Annotated in this window: 19 protein-coding genes; 12 read left to right on the top strand and 7 right to left on the bottom strand. The window is 54.3% G+C overall.

From position 1 onward, the window contains the following. Positions 1-65: 65 nt before the first annotated feature. The 5 genes from tssE to ACXI0A_RS11270 all read left to right on the top strand — a co-directional run bounded on the left by tssE (position 66) and on the right by ACXI0A_RS11270 (position 7,680). Positions 66-617 carry a type VI secretion system baseplate subunit TssE gene (gene tssE / locus ACXI0A_RS11290; RefSeq protein WP_476148818.1) on the top strand — a complete coding sequence of 184 codons (552 nt, stop codon included), beginning with the start codon at positions 66-68 and terminating at the stop codon, positions 615-617. After that, entirely contained in the window at positions 614-2,485 is a 1,872-nt protein-coding gene (gene tssF, locus ACXI0A_RS11285) for a type VI secretion system baseplate subunit TssF (protein WP_476148819.1), read from the top strand. Before tssE ends, tssF begins: the two co-directional genes overlap by 4 nt. Continuing rightward, the gene (gene tssG / locus ACXI0A_RS11280; RefSeq protein ID WP_476148821.1) at positions 2,482-3,525 is read left to right on the top strand and encodes a type VI secretion system baseplate subunit TssG; all 1,044 of its coding nucleotides are present in this window, start codon (positions 2,482-2,484) and stop codon (positions 3,523-3,525) included. Before tssF ends, tssG begins: the two co-directional genes overlap by 4 nt. Before the next feature lie 104 nt (positions 3,526-3,629). Then, positions 3,630-6,254, top strand: coding sequence for a type VI secretion system ATPase TssH (gene tssH / locus ACXI0A_RS11275; RefSeq protein ID WP_476148822.1), 2,625 nt, complete (start codon positions 3,630-3,632; stop codon positions 6,252-6,254). Continuing rightward, on the top strand, positions 6,247-7,680 hold the full coding sequence (locus tag ACXI0A_RS11270; RefSeq protein WP_476148823.1) for a protein kinase domain-containing protein: 1,434 nt from the start codon (positions 6,247-6,249) through the stop codon (positions 7,678-7,680). The genes tssH and ACXI0A_RS11270 overlap by 8 nt, the downstream gene beginning before the upstream one ends. Before the next feature lies 1 nt (position 7,681). Here ACXI0A_RS11270 and ACXI0A_RS11265 read toward each other — a convergent pair whose 3' ends face one another. The 4 genes from ACXI0A_RS11265 to ACXI0A_RS11250 form a co-directional block, all read right to left on the bottom strand. After that, positions 7,682-8,080 carry a hypothetical protein gene (locus tag ACXI0A_RS11265; RefSeq protein WP_476148824.1) on the bottom strand — a complete coding sequence of 133 codons (399 nt, stop codon included), beginning with the start codon at positions 8,078-8,080 and terminating at the stop codon, positions 7,682-7,684. Next, the gene (locus ACXI0A_RS11260; protein ID WP_476148826.1) at positions 8,077-8,880 is read right to left on the bottom strand and encodes a glycoside hydrolase family protein; all 804 of its coding nucleotides are present in this window, start codon (positions 8,878-8,880) and stop codon (positions 8,077-8,079) included. The genes ACXI0A_RS11265 and ACXI0A_RS11260 overlap by 4 nt, the downstream gene beginning before the upstream one ends. A gap of 312 nt (positions 8,881-9,192) precedes the next feature. Then, positions 9,193-10,350, bottom strand: a complete 1,158-nt coding sequence (locus tag ACXI0A_RS11255) for a YncE family protein (protein ID WP_476148829.1) — start codon at positions 10,348-10,350, stop codon at positions 9,193-9,195. A 26-nt stretch (positions 10,351-10,376) separates the two neighbouring features. Continuing rightward, entirely contained in the window at positions 10,377-12,377 is a 2,001-nt protein-coding gene (locus ACXI0A_RS11250) for a TonB-dependent receptor domain-containing protein (RefSeq protein WP_476151069.1), read from the bottom strand. A 468-nt stretch (positions 12,378-12,845) separates the two neighbouring features. Here ACXI0A_RS11250 and ACXI0A_RS11245 point away from each other — a divergent pair, with 468 nt between their 5' ends. Further along, positions 12,846-13,361, top strand: a complete 516-nt coding sequence (locus ACXI0A_RS11245; protein WP_476148831.1) for a DUF6622 family protein — start codon at positions 12,846-12,848, stop codon at positions 13,359-13,361. A gap of 47 nt (positions 13,362-13,408) precedes the next feature. Here ACXI0A_RS11245 and ACXI0A_RS11240 read toward each other — a convergent pair whose 3' ends face one another. After that, positions 13,409-14,050 carry a glutamate racemase gene (locus ACXI0A_RS11240; RefSeq protein WP_476148833.1) on the bottom strand — a complete coding sequence of 214 codons (642 nt, stop codon included), beginning with the start codon at positions 14,048-14,050 and terminating at the stop codon, positions 13,409-13,411. A gap of 138 nt (positions 14,051-14,188) precedes the next feature. Between ACXI0A_RS11240 and ACXI0A_RS11235 the strand changes: the two genes are divergently transcribed. The 3 genes from ACXI0A_RS11235 to ACXI0A_RS11225 all read left to right on the top strand — a co-directional run bounded on the left by ACXI0A_RS11235 (position 14,189) and on the right by ACXI0A_RS11225 (position 16,922). Next, the gene (locus tag ACXI0A_RS11235) at positions 14,189-14,809 is read left to right on the top strand and encodes a LysE family translocator (protein ID WP_320442519.1); all 621 of its coding nucleotides are present in this window, start codon (positions 14,189-14,191) and stop codon (positions 14,807-14,809) included. Next, on the top strand, positions 14,806-15,360 hold the full coding sequence (locus ACXI0A_RS11230; RefSeq protein ID WP_476148835.1) for a P-loop NTPase family protein: 555 nt from the start codon (positions 14,806-14,808) through the stop codon (positions 15,358-15,360). Before ACXI0A_RS11235 ends, ACXI0A_RS11230 begins: the two co-directional genes overlap by 4 nt. A 95-nt stretch (positions 15,361-15,455) precedes the next feature. Then, a complete protein-coding gene (locus ACXI0A_RS11225) occupies positions 15,456-16,922 on the top strand; it encodes a catalase (protein WP_224928485.1) in 1,467 nt (488 codons plus the stop codon). A 51-nt stretch (positions 16,923-16,973) separates the two neighbouring features. On the opposite strand, the gene ACXI0A_RS11220 is transcribed toward ACXI0A_RS11225, so the two are convergent. Then, on the bottom strand, positions 16,974-19,334 hold the full coding sequence (locus ACXI0A_RS11220; protein ID WP_224928488.1) for a membrane-bound PQQ-dependent dehydrogenase, glucose/quinate/shikimate family: 2,361 nt from the start codon (positions 19,332-19,334) through the stop codon (positions 16,974-16,976). Between the two features lie 368 nt (positions 19,335-19,702). Here ACXI0A_RS11220 and ACXI0A_RS11215 point away from each other — a divergent pair, with 368 nt between their 5' ends. Further along, positions 19,703-20,632, top strand: a complete 930-nt coding sequence (locus ACXI0A_RS11215; RefSeq protein WP_476148837.1) for an aliphatic sulfonate ABC transporter substrate-binding protein — start codon at positions 19,703-19,705, stop codon at positions 20,630-20,632. After that, positions 20,629-21,948, top strand: coding sequence for an NtaA/DmoA family FMN-dependent monooxygenase (locus ACXI0A_RS11210; protein ID WP_476148839.1), 1,320 nt, complete (start codon positions 20,629-20,631; stop codon positions 21,946-21,948). Before ACXI0A_RS11215 ends, ACXI0A_RS11210 begins: the two co-directional genes overlap by 4 nt. A 63-nt stretch (positions 21,949-22,011) precedes the next feature. On the opposite strand, the gene ACXI0A_RS11205 is transcribed toward ACXI0A_RS11210, so the two are convergent. Continuing rightward, on the bottom strand, positions 22,012-23,304 hold the full coding sequence (locus tag ACXI0A_RS11205) for a Fic family protein (RefSeq protein WP_476148841.1): 1,293 nt from the start codon (positions 23,302-23,304) through the stop codon (positions 22,012-22,014). Positions 23,305-23,674: 370 nt separating this feature from the next. Between ACXI0A_RS11205 and ACXI0A_RS11200 the strand changes: the two genes are divergently transcribed. Further along, positions 23,675-24,814 carry a metallo-dependent hydrolase gene (locus ACXI0A_RS11200; protein ID WP_476148842.1) on the top strand — a complete coding sequence of 380 codons (1,140 nt, stop codon included), beginning with the start codon at positions 23,675-23,677 and terminating at the stop codon, positions 24,812-24,814. Positions 24,815-24,821: the final 7 nt, after the last annotated feature.

Here is a 24,821-nt window from a genome sequence, read left to right as displayed (position 1 = left end):
GTCGCTTAACTGACAAGCACTTGATGGTGCGCCATTGATTCGCATCGAAATATTGAGGAGCCTGAATGAAACCCCATCCCGACAGTTTCAATGGCTGGCAGGCGCGGAAACAGCAGCGCGTCACCGCTCAGGATGAGATGCGGCCCAGCCTGCTTGATCGTCTCACCGACGATCATCCTGAACAGCAGAGCATCGAGCTGGGACGCCAGTCAGTCAGCCATCAAACCCTGCGCACTCAGGTTCTGCGCGATTTGCAGTGGCTGTTTAACTGCATCAACAACGAAAGTCAGCACGATCTTCAGCCGTGGCCGGAAGCGCGTATGTCAGTGATCAACTTCGGGCTGACGCCGCTCGCCGGCAAACGCATGTCAGAGATTGAGTGGGATGACGTGCGCACGGCGCTGCGACGCGCAATGTTGCAGTTTGAACCGCGCATCATCCCGCATGACCTGCAAATCCGCTGCTTAACCGACGTCAACGCGCTCAACAACCACAACACCCTTTCCATCGAAATCAGCGGCAATTTGTGGTGCATTCCCTGGCCGCTGGCGTTTGTGTTTCGTACTGAACTCGATCTGGAACACAGCCGTTTTGACCTGAAGGACGCGGACGCATGAATCCTCAACTGCTCGACTACTACAATCGCGAACTTAACTACCTGCGTGAGATGGGTGCTGAGTTCGCTGACCGTTATCCCAAAGTGGCCGGACGATTGGGCATGCAAGGTATTGAGGTCTCGGATCCTTACATTGAACGTCTGATGGAAGGATTTGCCTTTCTCACCTCGCGCGTGCAGCTCAAAATGGACGCTGAGTTTCCGCGCTTCACCGAACAGTTGCTGGAGATGATCTACCCCAACTATCTGGCGCCAACGCCCTCCATGGCGATTGTCGAGTTTCAACCAGACCACATGAAAGGCAAGATCAGCAGCGGCTTCTCCATACCGCGCGGCTCGCTGATTGAAAATCAAGCGATGAAAAGTAAGGGCGTCAGCTGCAAATACCGCACCGCTCATGATGTGACGCTGCTGCCACTGCAACTGCGCGAAGTCTCGCTTGGCGGCATCCCGGCTAACCTGCCCGTTTCTGCTGCCCAGCTCTCTCAGCGCGGTGCAGTGCGCGCGCTGCGTATCCGGTTGCAAACCACCGGCAACATTCCGCTGCATCAGCTGGAGATGGAAGATGTGCGTTTTCATCTGAGCGGTGCCGATCTGCCCGCCAGTGAGCTGATGGAACTGCTGATGGCGCACTGCGTCGGCGTGCTGTATCGCAGCCTGGACAATGCGCAGCACCTATTACTGGAAGCTGATGCCCTGCAGCAGCAGGGATTCGCCGCCGAAGAAGCCCTGTTACCCGATGATCAACGTAATTTCACCGGATATCGTTTATTGCAAGAGTATTTCGCTTTTCCGGCACGTTTCCTGTTTTTCCGCACCGGTGGATTGCAACCGCTGGTGAAACAGTTGCGTGGCGCCACTGAAATGGAAATTGTGTTGCTGCTGGATAAGGCTGACGACGATCTTGAAAGCCTGGTAGATGTCTCGCATCTGGCACTGCATTGCACACCGGCTATTAACCTCTTTCCCCGCATAGCCGAGCGCATTCAGCTGACCGAAGGACGCAACGATTATCACCTGGTAGTGGATAATACCAACCCGCTCGATTACGAGGTATTTAGCGTGAGCCGCCTATACGGCAGCGGCCAGGCGTTGCATCAAGAGCAGGTATTTCGTCCGTTCTGGCACAGCTTCGGCAGCGATCATGGCAACTACGGTGCCTATTTTTCGCAACGCCGTGAGCAGCGTACGCTGTCCGACCAGGCAAAAATTTACGGCACGCGCACCGGTTACAGCGGTTCTGAGCTGTTTGTCACCCTGGTGGATGAGCATCAGTCCCCCTGGTCAGACGCAGTGCAATACGTAATGGCCGACGTGTTATGTACCAACCGCGACTTACCGCTGCTGCTCAAACAGCAAGGCATGGATCAATTTACCCTACCCACTTCTGCGCCCGTGCTGGGCATTCATTTGCGCAAAGGGCCAAGTGCGCCCCGGCCAGCACTCGCTGCGGGCGCAACGGCCTGGCGGCTGATCAGCCAACTGCAGCTCAATTACCTGAGTTTGATGGAAAGCGAAGGCGATCAGGGTGCGGCTTCATTGCGTCAATTGTTGTCGCTGTATGCCGATACCGCGGAAGCGGCAACAGCTCGTCAGATTGAAGGCGTGCGGCACTGCGAACTGCGTCCGGTGTTTCGTCGCGTGCCCGAGCCGGGACCGATTGTGTTTGCGCGGGGCATCGCCATCACCCTGACAATAGACGAACAAGCTTTTGGCGGTGCCAGCCCATGGATGCTGGGCAGCGTGCTCGCCACCCTGTTCAGCCGTATGGTGGCTATCAACACCTTTACTGAACTGACGCTGAACAGTAGCCAACGTGGTGAAGTAGGCTACTGGCCGCCGCAAATGGGCAAGAGGTCGTTGTTGTGACCACGCTGCACAACGGCTGGCGCATTGCCTGTCGCCTGCCGGATGATTTCTGGGCAAAACGCTGTGCTGCGCCCTTCCAGCACGATCTTTTTCAGCTGTTGCGCCGCCTTGATGCGCAGGCCGGTCACGCCTGGTCACTCGGACGTGCGCCCCTGCCGCGTGATGAGCCTTTGCGATTAGGACAGTCCCCGTCGCTGGCTTTCGCACCCGCCACCCTGGCGGGGATTCGCCAGCACAACAGCGATGAGTTGCATGACGTGGATATCTGGAGTTTTGGCCTGTTTGGCCCCAACGGCCCGCTGCCGCTGCACCTGACCGAATACGCACACGAGCGCGTCACGCATTTCGGCGACCACAGCATGGTGGACTTCTGCAATCTGTTTCACCATCGGCTGATTTTGCTGTTTTACCGTGCGTGGGCAGATGCCCAGCCGGCGATCGCTCTCGATCGCCCTGACCATCATCAGTTCAATCATTATCTGTCATGCCTGACTGGCGTCGGCCAACCGGCACTGCAACAGCAGCGCGGCAGCCTGAATGAGCACGCCCGATATGCACTCGCCGGACATTTCACCCGGCAAACGCATGATAGTGAAGGCCTGACGCGCAGCCTGAGCTGGTACTTTCAGGTACCCGTCGCCATCCAAAACAACATTCCGCAGTGGATGCAGATCGGCGAGCGTGAACAGGCCCAACTGCGTGCCGGGAAGCATGCGCCGCGCCTCGGGGAAACCGCCTTTCTCGGCGGAGCTGTGCGCGATATTCAGCACAAGTTTCGCCTGAGATTTGGCCCGCTGCGCATGAAGGATTATCAGCTGTTACTCCCGCGTGCGCCTCATGCACAGCAGGTGGTGGATTGGGTGCGCCACTATCTCGGCATTGAATATAACTGGGAGGTACAACTGGAACTGCATCAGGAGGATGTTGCGGGCGTGGCGCTCGGGGGCGAGCAACCTCTCGGCTATACCACCTGGCTCGGCGAGCAGCCGCTGAAACGCCACCGTGATGATTTGATTTACCAACCCGATGCCCGGCACTGAACTCCGAAGCGTTTGATTGCCCCCCATCAACTATTTTTGCCAAAACCGTTAGGGTCGCTGTTTACGGCGACGTGGGAAAAATTTCGCGTACATAAGGGAACACCATGTCAGATATTCGTCGCAACGTTCTGTTTAGCAAATTGAATCGCACCCTGTTTACGTCACTGGAAAGTGCCACCGCGTTTTGCAAATTGCGCGGGAACCCGTATGTCGAACTGGTGCATTGGCTGCATCAACTCTGGCAACAACCCAATAGCGATTTACAGCAGATTGCCCGACGCTTTGAACTGGATGATGCGCAGCTCAGCAGTGATTTAGTCAGCGCGCTGGATCGCCTGCCGCGCGGAGCCAGTGCCGTGGCCGATCTCGCGGAACATATCGATAACGCCGTGGAACGTGCCTGGATTTACTGCTCACTGAGCGTGGGAGAGACCCAGATTCGCGGCGGGCATCTGCTGCTCGCCCTGCTGAAAACCGTGGCATTACGCCACGTCGTGATAGCGATCTCCGGCGAATTTGGCCGCATCAGCGCCGATCGTTTGCTGGAATCGTTTAGCGACTATGTTCAGTCCAGTGATGAACAGCAACAGACCATAAGTGACAACGTCACCCAAAGTTCATCCCTTAACACCGGCGGCGAGAATGTGATAGTGAAATATGGCCGCGACCTGACCGCAGAAGCACGCGCCGGTAACATCGACCCGGTGGTTGGCCGCGATGAAGAGATTCGTCAGATGATCGATATTCTGTTGCGCCGTCGCCAGAACAATCCGCTGCTTACCGGTGAAGCCGGTGTGGGGAAAACCGCGCTGGCTGAAGGTCTGGCGCAGTGTATCGCCCGCGGCGATGTGCCACCGCCGCTACAGCAGGTGCAACTGTGGTTGCTCGATATCGGCCTGCTGCAAGCGGGTGCTTCCGTGAAAGGTGAATTTGAAGCTCGCCTGCAGGCGGTGATCAATCAGGTGCAGTCCAGCCCGCAGCCAATTGTGTTGTTTATCGATGAAATTCATACGCTGGTCGGTGCGGGCGGTCAGCAAGGCACGGGGGATGCCGCCAACTTACTAAAACCGGCGTTAGCGCGCGGACAACTGCGCACCGTGGGTGCCACCACCTGGGCGGAATACAAAAAATACATCGAGAAAGATCCGGCACTGACCCGACGCTTCCAGCCGGTACAGGTGGCAGAGCCGGATGAGCAAACCGCCATTTTGATGTTGCGCCACCTCGCCCAGCCGCTGTCACAGCATCATCAGGTGCTGTTAATGGATGAAGCATTGCAAAGCGCGGTACGCCTGTCACAGCGTTATATTCCTGCCCGCCAGTTACCTGACAAAGCCATTGCTTTACTGGATACGGCCTGCGCCCGCGTGGCGGTGAGTCTGCACCATCAACCACCAGAGTTGGCTTTTTGTCGTCAGCAGCTGGCGGCGCTGCAGCTGGAAATCGAGATTGCCGAACGTGAAGCCCGCCTCGGCTTCGACTCCGCCCCTGCTCGTATCGCCAGGGCGCAACAGCAGCAAGTGATATTGCAAGACGAAGAGCAGCAGTTGGATTTGCGCTGGCAGCAGGCACTGACTCTGACCCAGCAGCTGGGTGCGCTGCGTGCTGAACTGCTGGTCGATCAGGATGCCGAACGCAGCGCGCGTTATCAGGCGGTGCAGCAACAGCTGGACGATCTGCAAGGCGATACGCCACTGACCTTCCCGGCCGTCGATAGCAGCGTGGTAGCCAGCGTGGTCGCCGACTGGACCGGCATTCCGCTAGGCCGCATGCTGCAAAGTGAACGCGATGCGGTGCTCAATCTTGCCGATACGCTGGCACAGCGGGTGATTGGCCAGCAATCGGCGCTCAATGCCATCGCACAGCGCATCCAGACATCGCGCGCCGGACTCGACGATCCCGGCAAACCGATTGGCGTATTTATGCTGTGTGGCCCGTCGGGCACCGGCAAAACAGAGACGGCACTGGCGCTAGCCGAGACCTTGTACGGCGGCGAACAGAATCTGATCACCATCAACATGAGTGAATTCCAGGAAGCGCACAGCGTTTCTACGCTCAAAGGTGCACCGCCGGGCTATGTCGGTTATGGCGAAGGCGGCGTGCTGACCGAAGCGGTACGTCGTCGCCCCTACAGCGTGGTGTTGCTGGATGAGATCGAAAAAGCGCATCCTGACGTGCACGAAATCTTCTTCCAGGTATTTGATAAAGGCTGGATGGAAGATGGCGAAGGTCGACGCATCGATTTCCGCAACACGGTGATTATTTTGACCTCGAATATCGGCAGTGATGAGCTGGCGCATGCCTGTACTCAGGCTGAGGTGCAGCCGGACACCGAAACCCTGAACAACCTGCTGCGCGCGCCACTGCGTGAGGTGTTCCCCGCCGCACTGCTGGGCCGTCTGGCGGTGATTCCATACGTGCCGCTCAGCGATGCCATGCTGATCCGCATTATCGATCTGCGGCTGGCAAAAATTCAGCAGCGCTTACTCGATCGCCACGCCATCACCGCCGAGTTTGCCCCGGCCGTGGCACAGCAAATTATGCAGCGTTGCACCGAAGGCGAATCCGGTGGGCGCATGGTGGACGCGGTGTTATCGCAGACATTGTTGCCACAAATCAGCTGTCAGTTGCTGAGTGAAGCTGCCGCAACGACGCCGCGTTTGCTGCGGGTGGATTATCAACAGGCGGCGTTCCAGCTGGAATTCAGTGTGGAGGCAGAACATGAGTGAAGCCAGCAACAAAACCGCATCTCAGGCGCTGCCGGTCGGCTATCGCTTTAACGAGTATGAAATCCAACAGGTGATTGGTGAAGGTGGCTTCGGCATTGTCTATCGCGCCTGGGACAGCGAGTTGGATCGCACCGTGGCCATCAAGGAGTTTATGCCCGCCTCGATTGCGCTGCGCGATGAGAATCATCACCTGCTGTTGCGCAGCGAGCGCTTTATGCGCCTGTATCAAGCGGGTTTAAACAGCTTTATGCAGGAAGCCAAAACCCTCGGGCGCTTTAACCACCCGCATCTGTTGCACGTGCTGCGCTTCTGGCAAGCCAATGATACCGCCTATATGGTGACGCAGTTCTATCAGGGCGAAACGTTGAAGAGTCGCTACCTACGCGATTTTACCCCCTGCAGCGAAGCGGCGATGCGCGACATGCTGCCACCGCTGCTGAGCGCGTTGAAAACCCTGCACGACCATGATTATCTGCATCGCGACATCGCCCCGGACAATATTCTGCTGCAACAGGATGGTGCACCGGTGCTGCTGGATTTCGGTTCAGCCTGCAAAACCATCGGACATCTAACCGATAAAACCGAAATCATGCTGAAGCCAGGTTATGCGCCGATTGAACAGTACAGCGAAGGTCGTGATGGCGATCAGGGCCCGTGGACTGATATCTATGCGCTGGGCGCGGTGTTGCATACGCTGATTTGCGGCGAGGCACCGCCGGTGAGCGTGGTGCGTTCGCTGAGTGATAGCTACCAGCCGCTGGCAGAACGGGAACTGAGCGGTTACTCCCGCGGCTTGCTGCGCACCATCGACCAGATGCTGGCCTGTGAACCCGAACAGCGCCCACAATCGATTGTCGCCCTGCGCGATCTGTTGGTGGAAAACGACCGTGAGGTGCAATGTGATGCGCCAGAACCAGAACTCACTCCCGCACGTGAAGAAACCTTGTTGCCTGCAGTGGTGGTGCCGGAGGTCGCGCAGTCCGAACCGGCCGTCGCGCCGCCACGCAAACGGCGTCCGCTGTGGATTGGCGGCGGGATAGCCGCGGCGGGATTAGTGACCCTGCTCGCTGTGCACGGGTTTAATCGCCATAGCCCTCAACCCGTTGCGGTCGCCCCAACAAAACCGCCGGTAGCGGTGGCTGAGCATAAAGTGACGCCGCCACCTAAAATCACTGTGGCGCCCGCCCCTGTTACGCCCGCGCAGATTTATTTGCGCGCAGCGGATGCTACCCAACTCACTCAGGTTGAAATCAACGGCAAACCGCAAAGCACAGAAGATCAGGATGGCATGAAAAGGTTGAGTTTAGTTCCGGGAGACTATCAGTTGCAGGTCACGCTTAAGCAAGGGGGCAACTGGCAGCATTCGCTACATATTGATGAGGGGAGCGGCACCTGGCTGGTAAATGTGCCGACTCCCGCAGGCTGATTTATTCGACCACGTTGCCATTTTCGCTAAACAGCACCTTGTCGCCCTGCGCCTGGTGCTGTGAAACCTGCAGCGTCCAGACATGGTTGTCGTCGTTACCCGCACCTGCTGCAGGTGACAGCACATAGCTGTAATCGCCGTTGCGGAAGATATAGCCGCGGAAATCATGTGATGGGCCGATGTTCAGCGTCGAACCCTTAATCGTCAGTTTGTGATGGTTCTTTTTATTGATGGAGTGATAGATGATGCCATCGCACTCCACATCGCCCTCAACGCATTTGCTGGTATCCAAAAACACCTGGTAGCTTTTGCTGTCGAAAAACGGCTTTTTGGCAGATGGCGTCTGTGCCATCGCGTGGAGTGAAAAACAGACCAGTGATAAGGCAAGTAGCTTTTTCATAATTTGATATAAATTCCTTTGTGATATACGTTCAATTCACTTTTCCTGCGATTCACCAATCCCTTCATACGCACGCCACGCGAATAAACAAACTGCATCCACGCGCGATCCAAATCCTCTGGCGATTCGCCATTAATCACTTTTAACGCCGTCGAGTAATATAATCCTTTATGGTTCAGGTTATCACGCGTACCAATATTAAACGCCAGCATCACTAAGGCATCAAATTCATTTTGTGTCAGAGTGACTTTGGCGTAGCTGCGTACTGCATCGACAAACTTTTTTAAATCCTGCGAGAATAAGGTTTCGGCTGCTGACTCTGAGATACCGTCTTTAAACTGCTCGAATTCACTCTGACGGCTAATCCAATGCCCATAACCAATGGTCGCCCCTGCGGTCCAACTGTTAATCGTTTTCGAGCTGTGATCGTCATAAGGCAACGTGTGCAGCTGTTCATACTGCATCATCAGCTTAAGTACCTGATAACTTGGGTACATGGTCATTGGGTTCTTACGCGCACCGTTGGGATTACTGCCGGTGGAACCGTGTGCGCGCGGCAATCCACTACGTTGACCGGAAGACAACTGACTGAAGGTTTTTTTGCCGGGTGATACCAGACCATCGGGATGGTGATAAAAATGTTTTTGATAGGTGATAATTGCTTTAGTGGTGTTATTTCCGCAAATGCCATCAATTTGCAGTTGCGGAAAACCATTCTGATTTAATAAGGTTTGCACCAGCTTGACATCTTGCGATCGATTAGTCCCGCGCAGCCCAACACTTTCCTGTATCGTTTCCATTATTCGCCTCAAAAAATTCTTTTCATGTGAGTAATTTTATTGACGCATGAAGCCCGTAGCAGATAATTATGCCGCATTTTTAACCACGATAATCGATTGAGGTGTTCGGATTGTTCTTAAACTCTTAAATGACAATTTCGTGACAAGATAAAGGGATGGGAAATATTAAGATGAGCGAAAAAATGTAGTTTTATATTATTGACCAGATGATTTCAGGGCCATATCAGGGTAGCGGTGGATTGATGACGTTATACGGCTCCCGGTTACTGCAGGATAGCACCATCAATCACACCGCGACTTCATACCGCGCTGTTACTCGCTGATACGTACCACACTCTCTAATGTTCCCGCTTTGGTCGCCGCACCGTCATTTTTCACGGTGACAAACAGGGCCTGATTAGCTTCGTCCAATGCCAGGCTATTGGGGTGCGGAGGCAACGCCAGGGTGTTAATTCGTTGCAACGATCGAGCATCAAATATCGTCACCGTCCCTGCGCCCTTTTCGACTCTGACACCGTTGCGGTTGGTGACATAAATACGCTGCTGCTGCGCATCCAGCAGTAAACCAATCGGCACCTGATCGGTATCCACCTTCGCCAGGACCTTGCCGCTGTCTGCATCCAGGGCAAACAGCTGATGTCCGCTGCTGCGCCGGGTGTAGGTGCGTCCCAGATAGTTATTACGCGGCTTGTCACGATCGATACCCTGGTCAACGCCGAGCAGACGATGTCCCTGCGGGTCATAGACCAGATTAAGCAGTTGATCGGCTTCAATCTCCTGCGTATGCGTGATCTGCAGCGTATCCGCGTTCAGCGTCATCAGCTGCCCCTGCATATTGGAGACAAACACGCGGCGTCCCGCTTCATCAATCGCAATACCGGTGGCGTAAAAGCCAAAACCTGGAATGACTTTCTCAAGCTGCTGCTTGCGGGTATCCACCACGAACAGCACGCTTTCCACGCCGTAGCCTAGACCGGGTAAAAACAGTCGACCGCTGCGCGCGTCATATTTCACTTCACGTACTTTGTACAAGTAATCATCGCTGATACCGAAGCGCTGTAACTCCTCCAGCAGATAGGCTAAACGCTGGCCGCCAATCCCCGCCGCGCGATAAGCCGCGGCCAGATTAACTTTGTTTTGCAAGACGATATCGTGCAGCGCCCGATTAGCGGCGGTATCTACCACGCCAACGGCGCCGTTAAATCCCTGGCTAAGATAGAGGCGGTTGTCAGTGTCATCCAGCGCCACACCGAAACCTTTAACCTGCTGTGGAATGGTGGCTTCGGCTTTTAACGTCAGCGGATTAAGGCGCAGTACGCTGGATTTTGCTTCCTGTTTCCAGTCGGGCGCACTGACAAACAGCGCATTTTGCTTCGGACTGTAGGCCATTTCTACCAACGCCGGAGCCAGCGCCTGACGCACGTTTTCCGCATTCGCTGCAACACTCGCCAGTAGCATAAATGAAGCCATGAATTTTCCTTTCATCATCTCTCTCCTTAGAATGTCAGTTCTAACGCCGCACCTATCATGCGCGAGCGTTGCAGCGTGGCACCATAAACATCGTTGCCGCTGACCATGGTTTTACGATCGGAATCAAACAGGTTTTGAGCGAACAGCGTGGCGCGGCCATACAGGAAGGTGTAAGCCAGTTGCGCGTTGGCTGACCAGTAAGAACCAATACGTCCGCGTGAGTCGTTGTCATACGCTGAATAATAGGAGTCGGAGAAGGCGACGTTGCCGCTGACTTCCCAACCGGCAGCGATTTGCCAGCTTGCCCCCATGTTTGCGGTGTAAGCGGGTGCACGCGCCAGGTCATGCCCTTCAACGCCGCTGTTGGCAAACTTCTTAATCCGCGTTTTCAATAAACCCACGTTGCCAAACAGATTGAGATCCCAACGTGGCGTCCAGTTAGCCCCCAGCTCTGCGCCATAGGTTTCAACCTTATCGGCATTGCGGATCACCGATGAACCGCTGGCCAGGTAATAAGGTAGCTGCATGTCTTTATAATCGTTGTAGAAAATGTTGCTGGTCAGTACCAGATTTTCCGTCGCCTGATGACGGCTATAAAGCTCGTAGTTCCAGACGTACTCGGAATCATAGGTGTAGCTGGTAATCGGCGCGCTGAGGGTGATCCCGGCTCCGCCGGCGTTATATCCGCGCGCGATACGAGCACCATAGGTCTGTCCCGGCTGCGGCTTCCAGGCGACATCCACTTTTGGCAGGAAGACGTTGTAGGTTTCATCGAGATCGACGCGCACGCTGCTGCTGCCACCTACGCGGCGTCGATGTTCACTCTCCACACGGCTGGCGGCGGTGATGTCCACCTGTGGCGTAATGGCGTAGGTCATTTCGGCGTAGGCCGATTGGGTGCGCGTTGAGTCTTTGAAGGTCGATCCGCCAAAGATATAGACCGATTCATCCTGTGAGGCATCAAAGTAGCGCAGGCCTGCCAGGCCGCGCAGGCGGCTATCACTGTCACCAAAATGCAGCACCGGCTCGACATGCACTTCACGTCCATCAATTTTCGCGTGTGGCTGAGTGAGCGCGGTATAGCGGTTGATGTTGAAGCCGGTATAAATCAGTTTGTTCTCCAGCCTCAATGTGGGGCTGGCTTCCCACGCCATGTCCCAGATACCGCTGTTCACATTGCTTTTGAACACCGGTCGCCGCCATTCATAGCGTGAATTGGTGGGATGCGGCATGGGGTTGAGGCTCTCGTTTTGCGGCGCACCGGCATCCGAGTGGTTAAAGGTCAGTTTAGTGGTGAGATCACGCAGCCCCGCCGGATTGAGCAGCAGTTTGGCGCGCGCATTGGTGGTTTGCACTTCGCGCGGATCGCCCACCGGCGTGTAAGCGGGCAGATCGATGTCACTGCGGCGGCGCTGGCGATCAACGCTGACACGAAACGCCAGTTGATCATCAATCAGTGGGCCACTGGCCATCGCCGCCAGTTGTGAGGCGTGCTGATTACCGAATCCGCCCTTGAGCGCACTCTCCCATTCGAAGCTGGGATCTTTGGTGGTCATCACAATCGCACCGGCGATGGCATTGCGACCCTGAATGTAACTTTGCGGCCCACGAAACACTTCTACACGGTCTAAATCCCACAGCGATTGCGGTCCGTAAGCCTGTTCATTGTAGGTGAGCGCTCGGCCGTCCAGTGATAACCCTAAACGCGGGCGAGTGCCGCTGAGGAACGCCCCTGCACCCGTCGAGGGACCGGAGCCATCCACCCCGCGCACCGTTGGCAGATCGTTGCCGATACCGACATCGACGGTGTTCGCGGTCATGCGCAATAAGTCTGAAACGGTTTCAGCGCCGGGCAGGGAATCAATCCTGCGGCTATCAAAAACCTCAACGCTCGAACCGGTATCAAAAATCGATCGTTCGGTTTTCTCTCCGGTGACCACCAGCTCTTGTTCATCCTGATAGTTACGTTCCCGGCTGCTGGTAACTTCCTCCGAATCCTTTTCTGCGGCGGCGGCGGAACCCGACATGCCAATACACAGGCCGATAGCGATACTGATGGCTTTACGACGCGCATAATAGCCGTGGTGTGTGGTAATAGACTGACGCATTTCGCGTGTCTCCTTCATCCCAAAGGTTTAAAAAAACATTCATGTTTATTGACACAACCCACAATTTATTGAGTGCCATCAGCCTTTATTCCCCTGACTAACGGCAATAGCGAAGCCACCTCTTTTGCAGAGGTTGTTATAAGAAGATGATCGTGAAGCGTAAAAAAGTGTTGCCAACCATAATCACTAATATCGATTGATGCAAATAAATATTACACCTTTGTGAAAGCGTATTGTTATTAGCGGATCTATTAACCTGGAGGGTTAAACGGTTTTTACCGCCCAACCAACATTTGCACTAAAATAATCTCACAGTGATGTGATTTTAAATCACAAGCGGGTTATTAATGCTTTTTGTTAACCTTGCTCAGGCTACTGGAGACAAAAATGGGACTTATTGAACTGATTAAACATACGCCAGCCTGGGTATGGGTATTATTCATCTACCTGATTTTCCGTGGCATTAAGGCACTAAAGACCCGTGAAGTCGCGGTGCAGAAGCTGTTCTATATTCCTGTGCTGTTTTTAGTCTGGGGCTTTTATGGCGTATTTCGGGAAACCACCTGGGTCGCTTATACGCTGATTTCTATGATTATCGGTTTACTGATTGGGGGTATCATCGGTGCCATGTTGTCTCACGCGACAGGCAAACCCACTTCCAGTGAAAATCGCGGCACGATTATTCGCCCAGGTTCGGTGTTGCCATTAATATTTATGTTATTAGCCTTTGCCGCCAAATATACGCTTTCCGTTTCTGTGGCTTTGCACCCTGAATTAATCGCTTCCCTGTCATTTAATCTGATTCACGGTGCAATCAGCGGCGTTACTGCGGGGATATTCTGGGGGAGCATGCTGGTTTATTTCATTCCCTGGTATCGACAGCGTAAGAGATTATCCATTTAGCGGGTAAAAAAGGGAGGACGCCACCCTCAGGCGCCCTCTCCGCGACATTAACGCTTTGCGATCACCGCGGCTAATGCCAGCTGCGGAATCGTCAATGGACGCTCGCTCTCCGGCATGCTGTTTGCGGCGGCCGCCATCGAGACCTGCGCCAGTGCTACCTGTCGTGCGCCCTGCTCACGCCCCTGTTTTACCGCATCGGCGATAAGCGCGTGATAGCGTTGATGATCACCCGCTTTAAATGCGGCCCAGGCGTCAGGAATCAGTGCGACCTGCGGCTGTTTATCCGCTGGCAGCGTCGGTGGACAGAACAACAGACGGGTAGCCGCTAAAGTTGATTCAGCCGCGCAGAGCACCAGTGCAGGCCCTGCCATTTGATGCAGATGATCTGCCAGCATCCGATCTGCGCGATATACCGGGCAGCCCGATTTTTGCGGCTGGAAGGTGTCGGCCACGGGCCCCAGCGTTGAACAGGTGATCACTATCGCATCGAACCACGGAGTGAAACTGTGCAGCAGCTGTGCCAAACGGTGCCGCTGCTCCTGCGTCATACCGCCACTCAGCTCGGCTTCAGCCAGCAGGTGTGGCATCACAATATGGCTCAGTGTATGGGGAGGTAATTCAAGGGAGTGTGCCGCGTGATCGAACAGTGCGATATTACTGGCGGCGGTGTGCAGGCAAGCGATGGTCATGGTCGTCCTTATTGTTGTGCTATTTAAATGTCCGCTTAGTCCTGGCGGCGTGATTGCAGCGGTAGATTATTGCTTCACCGTCTAATAATATTCAAAATTATTTAACATTCCTTAGCCGTTACCCTCATGAACCTGCACGTGCTCGCCTTTATCATTGCGATCTTACCGGTGGCCTTGTCGCCAGGAGCGAGTTTCACCCTCGCGATTAACAACACGCTGGTGGCAGGCTCGCGCGGGCTGGCGGCGATCATTCTCGGCACTGCGCTGGGTATTTATACCCATGCGCTGCTGATTGGCTTAGGCATCAGCGCCCTGCTAGTGCGATCTCCCATTATCTTTAATCTGTTAAGCGTGGCGGGTGCCGCTTACCTGCTGTGGCTCGGCATACAGCTGTTGCGTCGAGGTCGTCATATTTCCCAACCTGTCGCCTCCTACCGCAGCGCCCGTATGGGGATTAAAGATGCCTGGCTAGCCAATGTGCTTAACCCCAAAGCGGTGATGCTGTATCTCACCGTGGTATCGCAATTTGCCGGTCGTGATCATGCATTACTTCATTATTTGCTGCTGGCCTCCATACACGTCGCCATCATGGCGCTGTGGCTGGTCATCATCTGTTTTACGCTGCTGACTTCAGCGCGAGTGATCAATATCCGTAAGCTGTCCATCGCCATCAACATCGGTGGCGGGCTGATACTGGTGTTCTTTGCTATCAGCAATTTGGTTCAGCTCTTTATGACATTAAAAGGATTTTCATCATGATGCCATTAAGCGACTTCGGCCCACGCATCTGCATTTTGGGGCCTTCAAACAGCGGTAAATCGACGCTGGCTCAGGCCATTGCCCGTAAAACAGCGAGTCCTGCTATCCACCTGGACCAGCTTTATCATCTGCCGGACACACACTGGCAAGCGCGTGCAGAAGCAGATTTTCGGCAACTGCATCTCGAGGCTATCGCAGGGGAAAGCTGGGTCATGGACGGCAATTATGTGCGCACGCTACCGGACCGCTTAACGCGTGCCAGCGGTATCATTCTGCTTGACCTGCCACCGACTCAAAGTTTCTTTCGCTACCTGCGTCGTACGCTGTTTGATGCCCAGCGCATTGGTGGTGTTGTCCCCTCACATCAGCGCGAGAAGTTGACCTGGGAAATGACGCGTTATCTGCTTATCAACTCTCGGCACCATCGCCCGCGCAACCAACGCATGTATGCGGAATGGACCTTACCCAAGCTGTTGCTTAGCTCCTCAGCAGACATTAACCTGGCCTATCGCGAATGGGGTCTTCTCTCAGAGCACCCTTCAATACGTTAGTTCTGCTCTTAACCAATCTCCCGCTTCGCCTGCAAGTTTGGCCTGCGCTGCTACCTTTAGTGGGTTGTATTAACCTTACAAAAGCTGGAGATATTATGAGCAATGACGATCGCAAACCGACCACCACGGATGCAGGCATTCCGGTTGCCAGCGATGAACACTCTCTTTCAGTTGGGCCGGATGGTCCGCTGGTGCTGCACGATCACTACCTGATCGAGCAGATGGCGAACTTCAACCGCGAACGTATTCCGGAACGCCAGCCTCACGCCAAAGGCAGCGGCGCATTTGGCCATTTTGAAGTGACGGATGATGTCAGCCGTTATACCAAAGCGGCAGTATTTCAGCCCGGCACCAAAACTGATGTGGTGATGCGCTTTTCAACCGTTGCAGGTGAACGCGGCAGCCCGGACACCTGGCGCGATCCACGCGGCTTTGCCCTCAAGTTTTACACCAGCGAAGGCAACTACGACATGGTGGGCAACAACACGCCGGTGTTTTTTATTCGTGATCCGATGAAGTTTCAGCACTTTATCCGCTCGCAAAAACGCCGTGCCGACAACAATCTGCGTGACCACGATATGCAGTGGGATTTTTGGACGCTGTCGCCAGAATCGGCGCATCAGGTCACCTGGCTGATGGGCGATCGCGGCATTCCCAAAAGCTGGCGTCATATGAACGGCTATTCAAGCCACACCTACATGTGGGTCAACGCGCAAGGTGAGAAGTTTTGGGTGAAGTATCATTTCAAAACCGATCAGGGCGTGGAGTTTCTGGCGCAGGAAAACGCAGATACGCTGGCTGGACAAGATGGTGACTACCACACCCGCGATCTGTTTAACGCGATCAAAAGCGGTGAGTTTCCCAGCTGGACCCTCTACATGCAGGTCATGCCGTTTGCCGAAGCCGAGACCTATCGCTTTAACCCGTTCGATCTCACCAAAGTCTGGCCGCATGCCGACTACCCGCTGATTAAAGTGGGCAAATTGCAGCTTAATCGCAATCCTACCGACAACCATTCGCAGATCGAGCAGGCTGCGTTTGAGCCAAACAATCTGGTACCGGGCATCGGTTTAAGTCCGGACAAAATGTTGATCGGTCGTGTGTTTGCTTATGCCGATGCACACCGCGCGCGGTTAGGTGTGAACTACAAACAGATTCCGGTCAATGCGCCGCATTCACCGGTGCACAGTTACAGTAAAGACGGTGCGATGCGGATGAATCCGGTCTCCGATCCGGTGTATGCACCCAACTCCAAAGGCGGTCCGGTGGCGGATGGCGAGCGTTATCCCACCGACTCCACCTGGGAATCACAAGGCAACATGGTGCGTGCGCCGTATACGCTGCGTAAGGATGATGATGATTTCGGTCAGGCCAATACGCTGGTGAATAAAGTGATGGATGATGCGGCACGCGATCGGCTGGTGAACAACGTCAGCGGGCATTTGTTGGATGGCGTTGAGGAACCCGTGCTGTCACGCGCGTTTGAGTACTGGCGCAACATCGATAGAGTTATAGGTGACCGTATTGCACAGCAGGTGCAGGCGGAACGTGCAAAACGCTAAATAAAAAAGGGGCGCCGCTGCGAATAGCGTGCGCCCCTCTTCATTACTTCATTACTTCAAACGGAACGCCACTACGCTGTCACCCGCCTGGGTACCCAGCGAACCGTGACCGCCTGCCGCAATCACCACGTATTGCTTACCGTCTTTACCCATAAAGGTCGACGGCGTGGCTTGTGCGCCAGCGCTCAGCTCGGTCTGCCACAGCAGTTCACCGGTGGTGCTGTCGTAAGCGCGGAAGAAGTTATCCGCGGTTGCGCCATGGAACACCAGGTCACCTGCTGTCAGCAGTGGACCACCGTGCGCCACCATGCCCATCGGGAAGCCGATTGGGAAGCGGCCCGGCAGGAAGCTGGTTTTCAGGTTTTTGGTCACACCCACACGGCGCAACCACTCGGTTTTACCGGTTTTCAGATCCACACCGACCATGCGACCCCAAGGTGGCGCGATACATGGAATGCCGAGGCCTGATGCCAACTGCTGAATGTGAATCGCGTAGTCACCCTGGAAGTTTTCGTTCCAGTATGGCTGGCCATCTTTGGTGAACATACGCTGTGTTTCAGTCTGCGGCGTACGCTTGATCAGATTGTATTTGTAGGCCAGACGCACGGGTGCGGCAATCAACATCTGACGCTGAGGATCGACTGCCACTGAACCCCAGTTGAACACGCCAATGTTACCCGGGAAGATCAGCGAACCGGCTTCAGTTGCTGGCGTCCATGGGTTGCCATCGTAACGCAGTGAACGGAAGTCCATGCGGCATGACATCTGATCGAACGGCGTGATGCCCCACATTGATTTTTCGGTCAACGGGTCTGGGATGAAGTTCAGGCTCGACACCGGTTGTGTCGCGGCAAACTTCTCACCCGGCACACCACCTTCAGTGGACACCTTCACCTGATTAACCGGATACACCGGCTGACCGGTCAGACGATTCAGCACAAACAGGTTGCCGGTTTTCGTTGGCAGGATCACCACAGGCTGTTTCTGGCCCTGGTAATCGATATCCAACAGCGACGGCTGTGATGGGTTATCGCGGTCCCACAGATCGTGGTTGGAACTCTGATAACGCCATTTAAACTGACCGGTCTGCAGATCCAGCGCCACTAATGCGTCGCGGAACTTCTCGGTATTGCTGTTGGCATCACGTTCGATACCCACTTCATCCGGTGACGCGTTACCAAACGGCACATACACCAGACCATTTTTCAGGTCAGCACTCAGCGTGCCCCAGGCAACTGGCGTATCCTGCGGATAGTTCTGTCCCGCAGCGATTGGCGCTGTATTTTCCGGGTTCGACGGATCGAAATTCCATACCAGACGACCGGTTTCGGCGTCATAGGCACGAATCACACCTGACGGGTTGCCACTGTTGAAGCCGTTGTCCATTACGGAACCGCCGACAATCACCAGCTTGCCTGCCACCAGCGGTGCTGCGGTTTGCATCAACGCATGTGGACGCACTTCGCCCATGTTGGCATGCAGATCCACCACACCGTTGGTGCCGAAATCAGCACAAGGTTTGCCGGTATCGGCATCCAGAGCAATCAGCTGTGCATCGGTAGTGGCGTTGAAGATGCGCTTACGGCAGATAGCCGGGGCGGCTGCTGAATCCTGCGCGGCAACCGGGCTTTGCTCGTAATAGCTCACGCCACGACAGGTCTGGTGCTGCTGCAGGTAAGAGCGATCTTTATTCGGCGTATATTTCCATTTCACCGCGCCGGTTTCCGGATCGAGTGCATGCACTTCGTTATGCGGGGTACAGAAATACAGCATGCCGTTGGCTTTCACCGGCGTCGCTTCGAAGGTGTATTCGCTGGCATCCGCATCCTGACGCAGATCGCCAGTGTGGTAAGTCCAGGCCACTTCGAGGTTTTGCACGTTCTCTTTGGTGATTTGATTCAGTGAAGAGAAACGCTGGCCATCAGTCGTCCCGCCGTACGCGGTCCAGTCGTTAGCGGCGCCCTGCTCGCTAGCTTGTTCACGCGCATTGCTAATTGTGCCCGCCTGCGGTAACGGATCGTAGAAGCACAGACCGATCACCACCACAATCATCACGATCACCGTGCCACCCAGGAAGGTGTGGAAGCGGCGTTCGCCCTGATACAACGGTTTAACCACCCACGGCATTGCCAGCCAGACGCCGATCACGCCGAAGAGGTCGCCGCGCGGGATCCACTGCCATTTATCAAAGCCCACTTCCCAGATAATCCAGGCAAGGGTAATCCACATCAGAACCGCATACAGCGCCAGCGCACTACGCTGGTTTCTGAACAGTAAAATGGCGGTGATCAGTAAGCCCACCGCCATCAGTGCATAGAACGCACTTCCGCCCAGCATCAGCAGCTTCCCACCCATATAGAGCAGCGCTAATGCCAGAATCGCCAGCACGATACTGGTTAATTTGTTAACCATGCCAATCCCTCAACGTTTTTCATTAATTTCCACCCAAAATAATCCTACATAAACTCAACAGAATTTTAACTTACGTTATCGAAGAGTAAAAACCCGTTGCTGAGTGTGTCGTTAGCTCCGCTTATGAATGTAGCCGGGCTAATCACTGACAAATCAGGCAGCCTTCAATCTGTGATTGAAATCACGTTTTATTTTTCGCAGTGAGAATTAATCATTAGTGAGGATAAATCGCATTTTTTGATAACGTTAAGTGCGTAATCTTTCACCATCCGCGGCTTTTGCGGTAACTGCATATCGTTGCGCGGATTTGTTACTACGCCTGCTGTAGCGGAAAACTTACGCTGTTTTCTTTTTCTCAGGGAAACACCATGAAAGTTACGCTTCTCGTCAGCGCATTATTAGCTGCCACTTTTACCTCTTATGCCGCCAACACGGAACTCGTGGTGGGCGACCAGAAAGGCAATGCCCGTGCCGTGATGTCCGCAGCCGGTGAACTCACCAACGTGCCTTATGAAATCAAGTGGTACGAATTCCCTAATGCTGCCCCGCTACTGGAATCACTCAACTCACAGCATCTGGATGCCGGATTAGTCGGTGATGGCCCGCTGGCTTTTGCTGTAGCGGCAGGGGCTAAAATTCGCGCCATTCAGGCCTCGCAATATTTGGGTAACGGGTTGCTGGTCAAAAAGGACAGCGCTGTTCATACCATTGCCGACCTCAAAGGCAAAAAAGTGGCCACGGTGAAGGGCTCATCAGGTCAAAACATGGTGCTCAACGCGCTACACCAGGCTGGATTGCCTGATGACAGTGTTAATTTTGTTTTCACCACGCCTGCTGAGGCGACATTGGCATTGGATAACGGTGCCGTGGATGCGGTGGCCACATGGGAACCCTATGTCTCTTTTGCAGTGGCTCAGTCAGGTGATCGCATCGCCATTGACGGCAAGGAGGCACCGGTCTCCAACTATCTGGTGGCCACCGATAGCGCCATCATCAGTAAACGCGCGGAGCTGGCTGATTTCCGACAGCGTCTGATTCGCGCCCGCGCCTGGGGTGTGGCTCATCCGCAGGAGTATGCCAATGGCATCGCATCGTTGTTGCGCCTGCCAGATACCGTCGCTCTAAGTAAAGTTCAGCGTGAAAACAACGCTCCGGTGGAAGACTACGCGCTGGTGGCGCAGCGTCAGCAGGCAGCCATTGATACTTTCGCACGCAGCGGATTGATCAAGCCCGGCCTGCAAGCCAGCAGCCTGGTCGATGCATCCTTCTTTGGCAAAGAGGGAACCCCTAAACCATGATGAATCTGGCGTTGTATCTCGACTCGGGCATTCATCAGGGTGGCTGGCGTCATCCGCAGGCCGCTACGACCGGTGGCCGTAACTGGCCGCTGTACCGTAAAATTGCCCAACGCGCTGAAGCGGCAAAACTCGATATGATCTTTGTAGCGGATAAGCTGGCGATTGATGATGTGTACGGCGGACATCTGGCGCATACCGTACAACATCGCCAGGTGGGCTGGTCTGAGCCGCTCACCTTGCTGGCCGCGCTGGCGGCGGTCACCGATCATATTGGCTTAGGTGGCACCGTCTCTTCCTCCTATTCCGAGCCCTATACCACCGCGCGACAATTGGCCAACATTGACCACATCAGCGGTGGGCGCGCTGCGTGGAATGTGGTGACTTCATTAACCCATGCAGAAGCACGTAATTTCGGCCGCAGCCAGCACTTCAGTCATGAGGATCGCTATCGCCGCGCGGCAGAGTTCATCGACGTGATGAAAGCGCTCTGGGACAGTTTCGAAGAGGATGCGTTGGTGGTGGAAAAAAGCCGCGCGCGCTTTGCCGATCCGGCACGTTTTCACCGTTTCGATCATCAGGGCGAGTCTTTCGAGGTGCAAGGTCCACTGAACCTGCCCCGTCCGCCGCAAGGGCATCCGGTGGTGATTCAGGCTGGTGTTTCTGAGGCTTTTATCGATTTGGCCGCCCAGCACGCGGAGATGCTGTTTGTGGTGCAACCAAATCGGGAACGCGCACAGCAGTTCTATCAAACCATTAAGGAGCGTGCGCAGCACTATCAGCGTCAGCCTGATCAACTGCGTATCATGCCGGGATTAGTGCCGATTGTCGGCCACAGCGAGCAGGATGCACGCGATCGCGCTGAATACCTCAAGTCCTTGATCACCGTGGAATCCGGCCTCAGTTTTGTCTCTGCCAGCATGAATATCGATCTGTCACAATATCCGGTGGATGGTCCGGTGCCCGATTTGCGCGAGCAGATTACCGGCAGTAAAGGACGTTTTCAATATGTGATTGCCAACGCCATAGAGCAGAAACTCACTCTGGGAGAGATGGCCAAACGCTACGCGGAGAGTTTGTCATTCCCCTCACCGACCGGTACGGCGGATCATATCGCGCAACAGATGATTGAGTGGTATCAGCACCAAGCTTGTGATGGGTTTGTGATTCTCCCCACCTACATTGATGAAAATGAAGATCTGTTCCTGAGCCAGGTGGTGCCACGTTTGCAGGATGCGGGCGTGTTTCATCAGGATTATGCTGCGGGTACGCTGCGCGAACGTTTAGGGCTCACTAAGCCAGCTAATCGCTTTCTTTAATGCGTTCACGGATGATCACAAGCAATCTCAAAAATCATGTTTATTGCGATTGCTTGCGATCTCTCAGCGTTTTTTCAACCACTCTTTAAGTTTCCAGAGTGAGACCGGTGCTTGATAAACCGTGCCCTTGCCCTCTTTGATGGGCCTCAGTAACCCCTGATCGGCAAGATTTTTCAAACGACTGCGTGCGGTATTATCGGCGACACCGAGTCTGGATTTCACACCGGCGGCGCTCAACAAAGAACCCGGCGCATGCAGCGCAATGGCCATGATGTCCAGCTCACCCTTCGCCAACGTCATATTTTCCTCTACCCAGTGCACCAGCCGCGACCGTTCCTGACGCAGCGTAGTAATTTGATCTGTGAATGCGTTCACTGCTCGCATCACTATTTCACACTGAAACTGGACAAAATAGGTCAGATCGAGTTCATCCGTTTCGCTGTAAAGGTATGACATACCGTATTTGACGGCGGCCGCTTTGAGGAGTTTGCTGATCGATATGTAACGGAACGCATGATAGCCACGACGAATCAAATGATGATAGAACAAGCCCCGCGCCGTGCGGCCGTTGCCATCATTAAATGGGTGGATATAACCCATGGCAAAGTGCAAAACACAAGCCACCAGCAATGGGTGTGTTCCCTGCTGTTCAAGAAATTCGACTTCAGCGCATAACGCATCCAGCATGCCGTTTAATAGGGTGTGATCGGGCGGTTGATGGATAATTTCGCCGTCACGTCCTGCCACAAAAACATCGTTATTGCAGCGCACCTCCCCCGGCCGATATTTTTCGTCATTGATACCTGCACAGGCAATGTGATGCATGTGCAGAATATCGGCACGCGTTAGCGGTCCCTCTCCCATCGCGGCAATATGCTGCATCAGCCGCCAGTTCCCCATAATCATGCTTTCATCTTCGTTACGGGGTTCCCGGCCTACCGCCAGCAGTTCCATCGCCACGCGTGAGGTCGTTGCTGCGCCTTCGAGCTGACTGGAAGAGATCGCCTCTTCCATGATCAATTGGGACATCAGATAGGAGGCCGCGTCCTCATCAGTAGGCTGGCCATTGCGCGCAAACGTCATGCGATCCACCAGAGAAATGGCCGCGTTGATTTTGGCGGTAAAGTTGCAACTGACTTCTTGTGACGCGATGACAAAATGTTGAGCCGTGCTGCGACGTTTAAATTTTAATGCACTCCACACCGCCAATAGTTCGTCACTATCCCGGATTCGACGGCTGAGTTCGTCAAAGTGCAAATAGCGCATGTCCCACTCGTCACAACGGCTCAGCAGTTCTACAGACTCGCTGTTGGTCAGGGTATCGAGCAGTTGTTTAGGTGGGCGGCGTAATCTCATCGCAAGTAATCTCAAAAATGGCGCATTTTGAGTTTACTTGAGGTCCCACTGAGTAGCAAATAAAAAAAGAAATGCTAACAAACTGAAATATAATCCTATTTAACTTCATGCCTTTGTAAAATTCAGCCATAGAAATCATTAAATGAAGAAATGTCAGTTCGTAATTTTTCATGTCTGAATAGCTTATTCCAGCGGCGATCACAGAATCAGGATAAGTGTGAGACAGATTAAAGTGGTTTGTCTTTTTTGCCAGAAAAGCATGTGGCTTTAATGAAAATTCCATGCAAATGACCGAGGCGCATTGCCACTTTTGTCGTCAGACTTGAATGTCAGGAAAAGTAAATACCCCCCAATAAGAGGTTACCCTGCGATGTCTGAAAGCCACATCTTAATTAAAAATGCTGAAGTTATTGATCCCGCCAGGTATATCCAGGAGCGCCAGGATATTCATATCCTCAATGATCTGATTGCCTCTCCCGATACGCCCGTTAGCGCCCGTACCGAGATCATTGATGCTCAGGATTGCTACCTATTTCCTGGCCTGATTGATTATCACGCGCATGTCTTTTATGGCGGAACGCACAGTAGCGTCCCGCCCGATCTCGCCTCATTACCTTTCGGCGTGACTACTATTGTTGATGCCGGCTCCGCAGGCTCTGCAAATGTTGAAAGTTTTTTACGTGACCAGATTCCCCGCAGCCTGGTGCGCATCAAAGCGTTTGTGACGGCTTATCCCGGCGGACAACTTTGGCAAGAGGAAAACCACAACCCGGACTATTTTGATTTTTCCCGTCTGCAGCAGTTGTTCCGTCACTATCCCGATACTCTGCTGGGCCTGAAGCTGAAACAGGAACGTGGCGTGGTGGGCGAACTGGGTTCTCAGCCCTTCATTCGTGCGGTTGAGATGGCCGAACAGCTTGACTGCCGTGTGGCCGTTCATATGACCGATCCGGTGCATACCACTGAACAACTGCTGGAAATATTCCGCAGTGGAGACGTGTTCGCGCATTGCTTCCACGGTAAGGGTGACACCCTGCTCGATGAGAATGACAAGGTTAAATCGGCTGCTCGACAAGCCCGTGCCCGAGGAGTGATCTTCGATTGTGCACACGGACGCAATAATTTCTCTCAGCGCGTTGCGCAACTGGCCGTCGCCGATGATTTCCTACCCGACATCATTAGCAGCGACCTCTCCGCTCTGACGCTCAATCGCCCGCCGGTGTTTGGCCTACCCTGGGTGATGTCTAAATTTCTTGCCATGGGCATGTCACTGTTCGATGTGGTGGAGCGCTGCACTGCGCGCCCGGCCGCGCTGCTGGGCATGTCTCAACAAATAGGCACTCTGCAGCCTGGCAGTTGTGCCGATGTAGCACTGTTCCGACTCGAAAAACACGATGTCACCTTCACCGATGTCCATCAGCATACCCTTGCGGGTAGCCAGTTGCTGGTGCCTCAACTCACTCTGAAATCCGGCATGCCACTGTGGCGCGCCAATTTTGGCCTTCACTGAGGTAATC

It is taken from the genome of Pantoea sp. C1E2, assembly GCF_056491465.1.
Note: the sequence above shows the minus strand (reverse complement) of the source record. Positions and strands in the feature narration are given on the sequence as shown.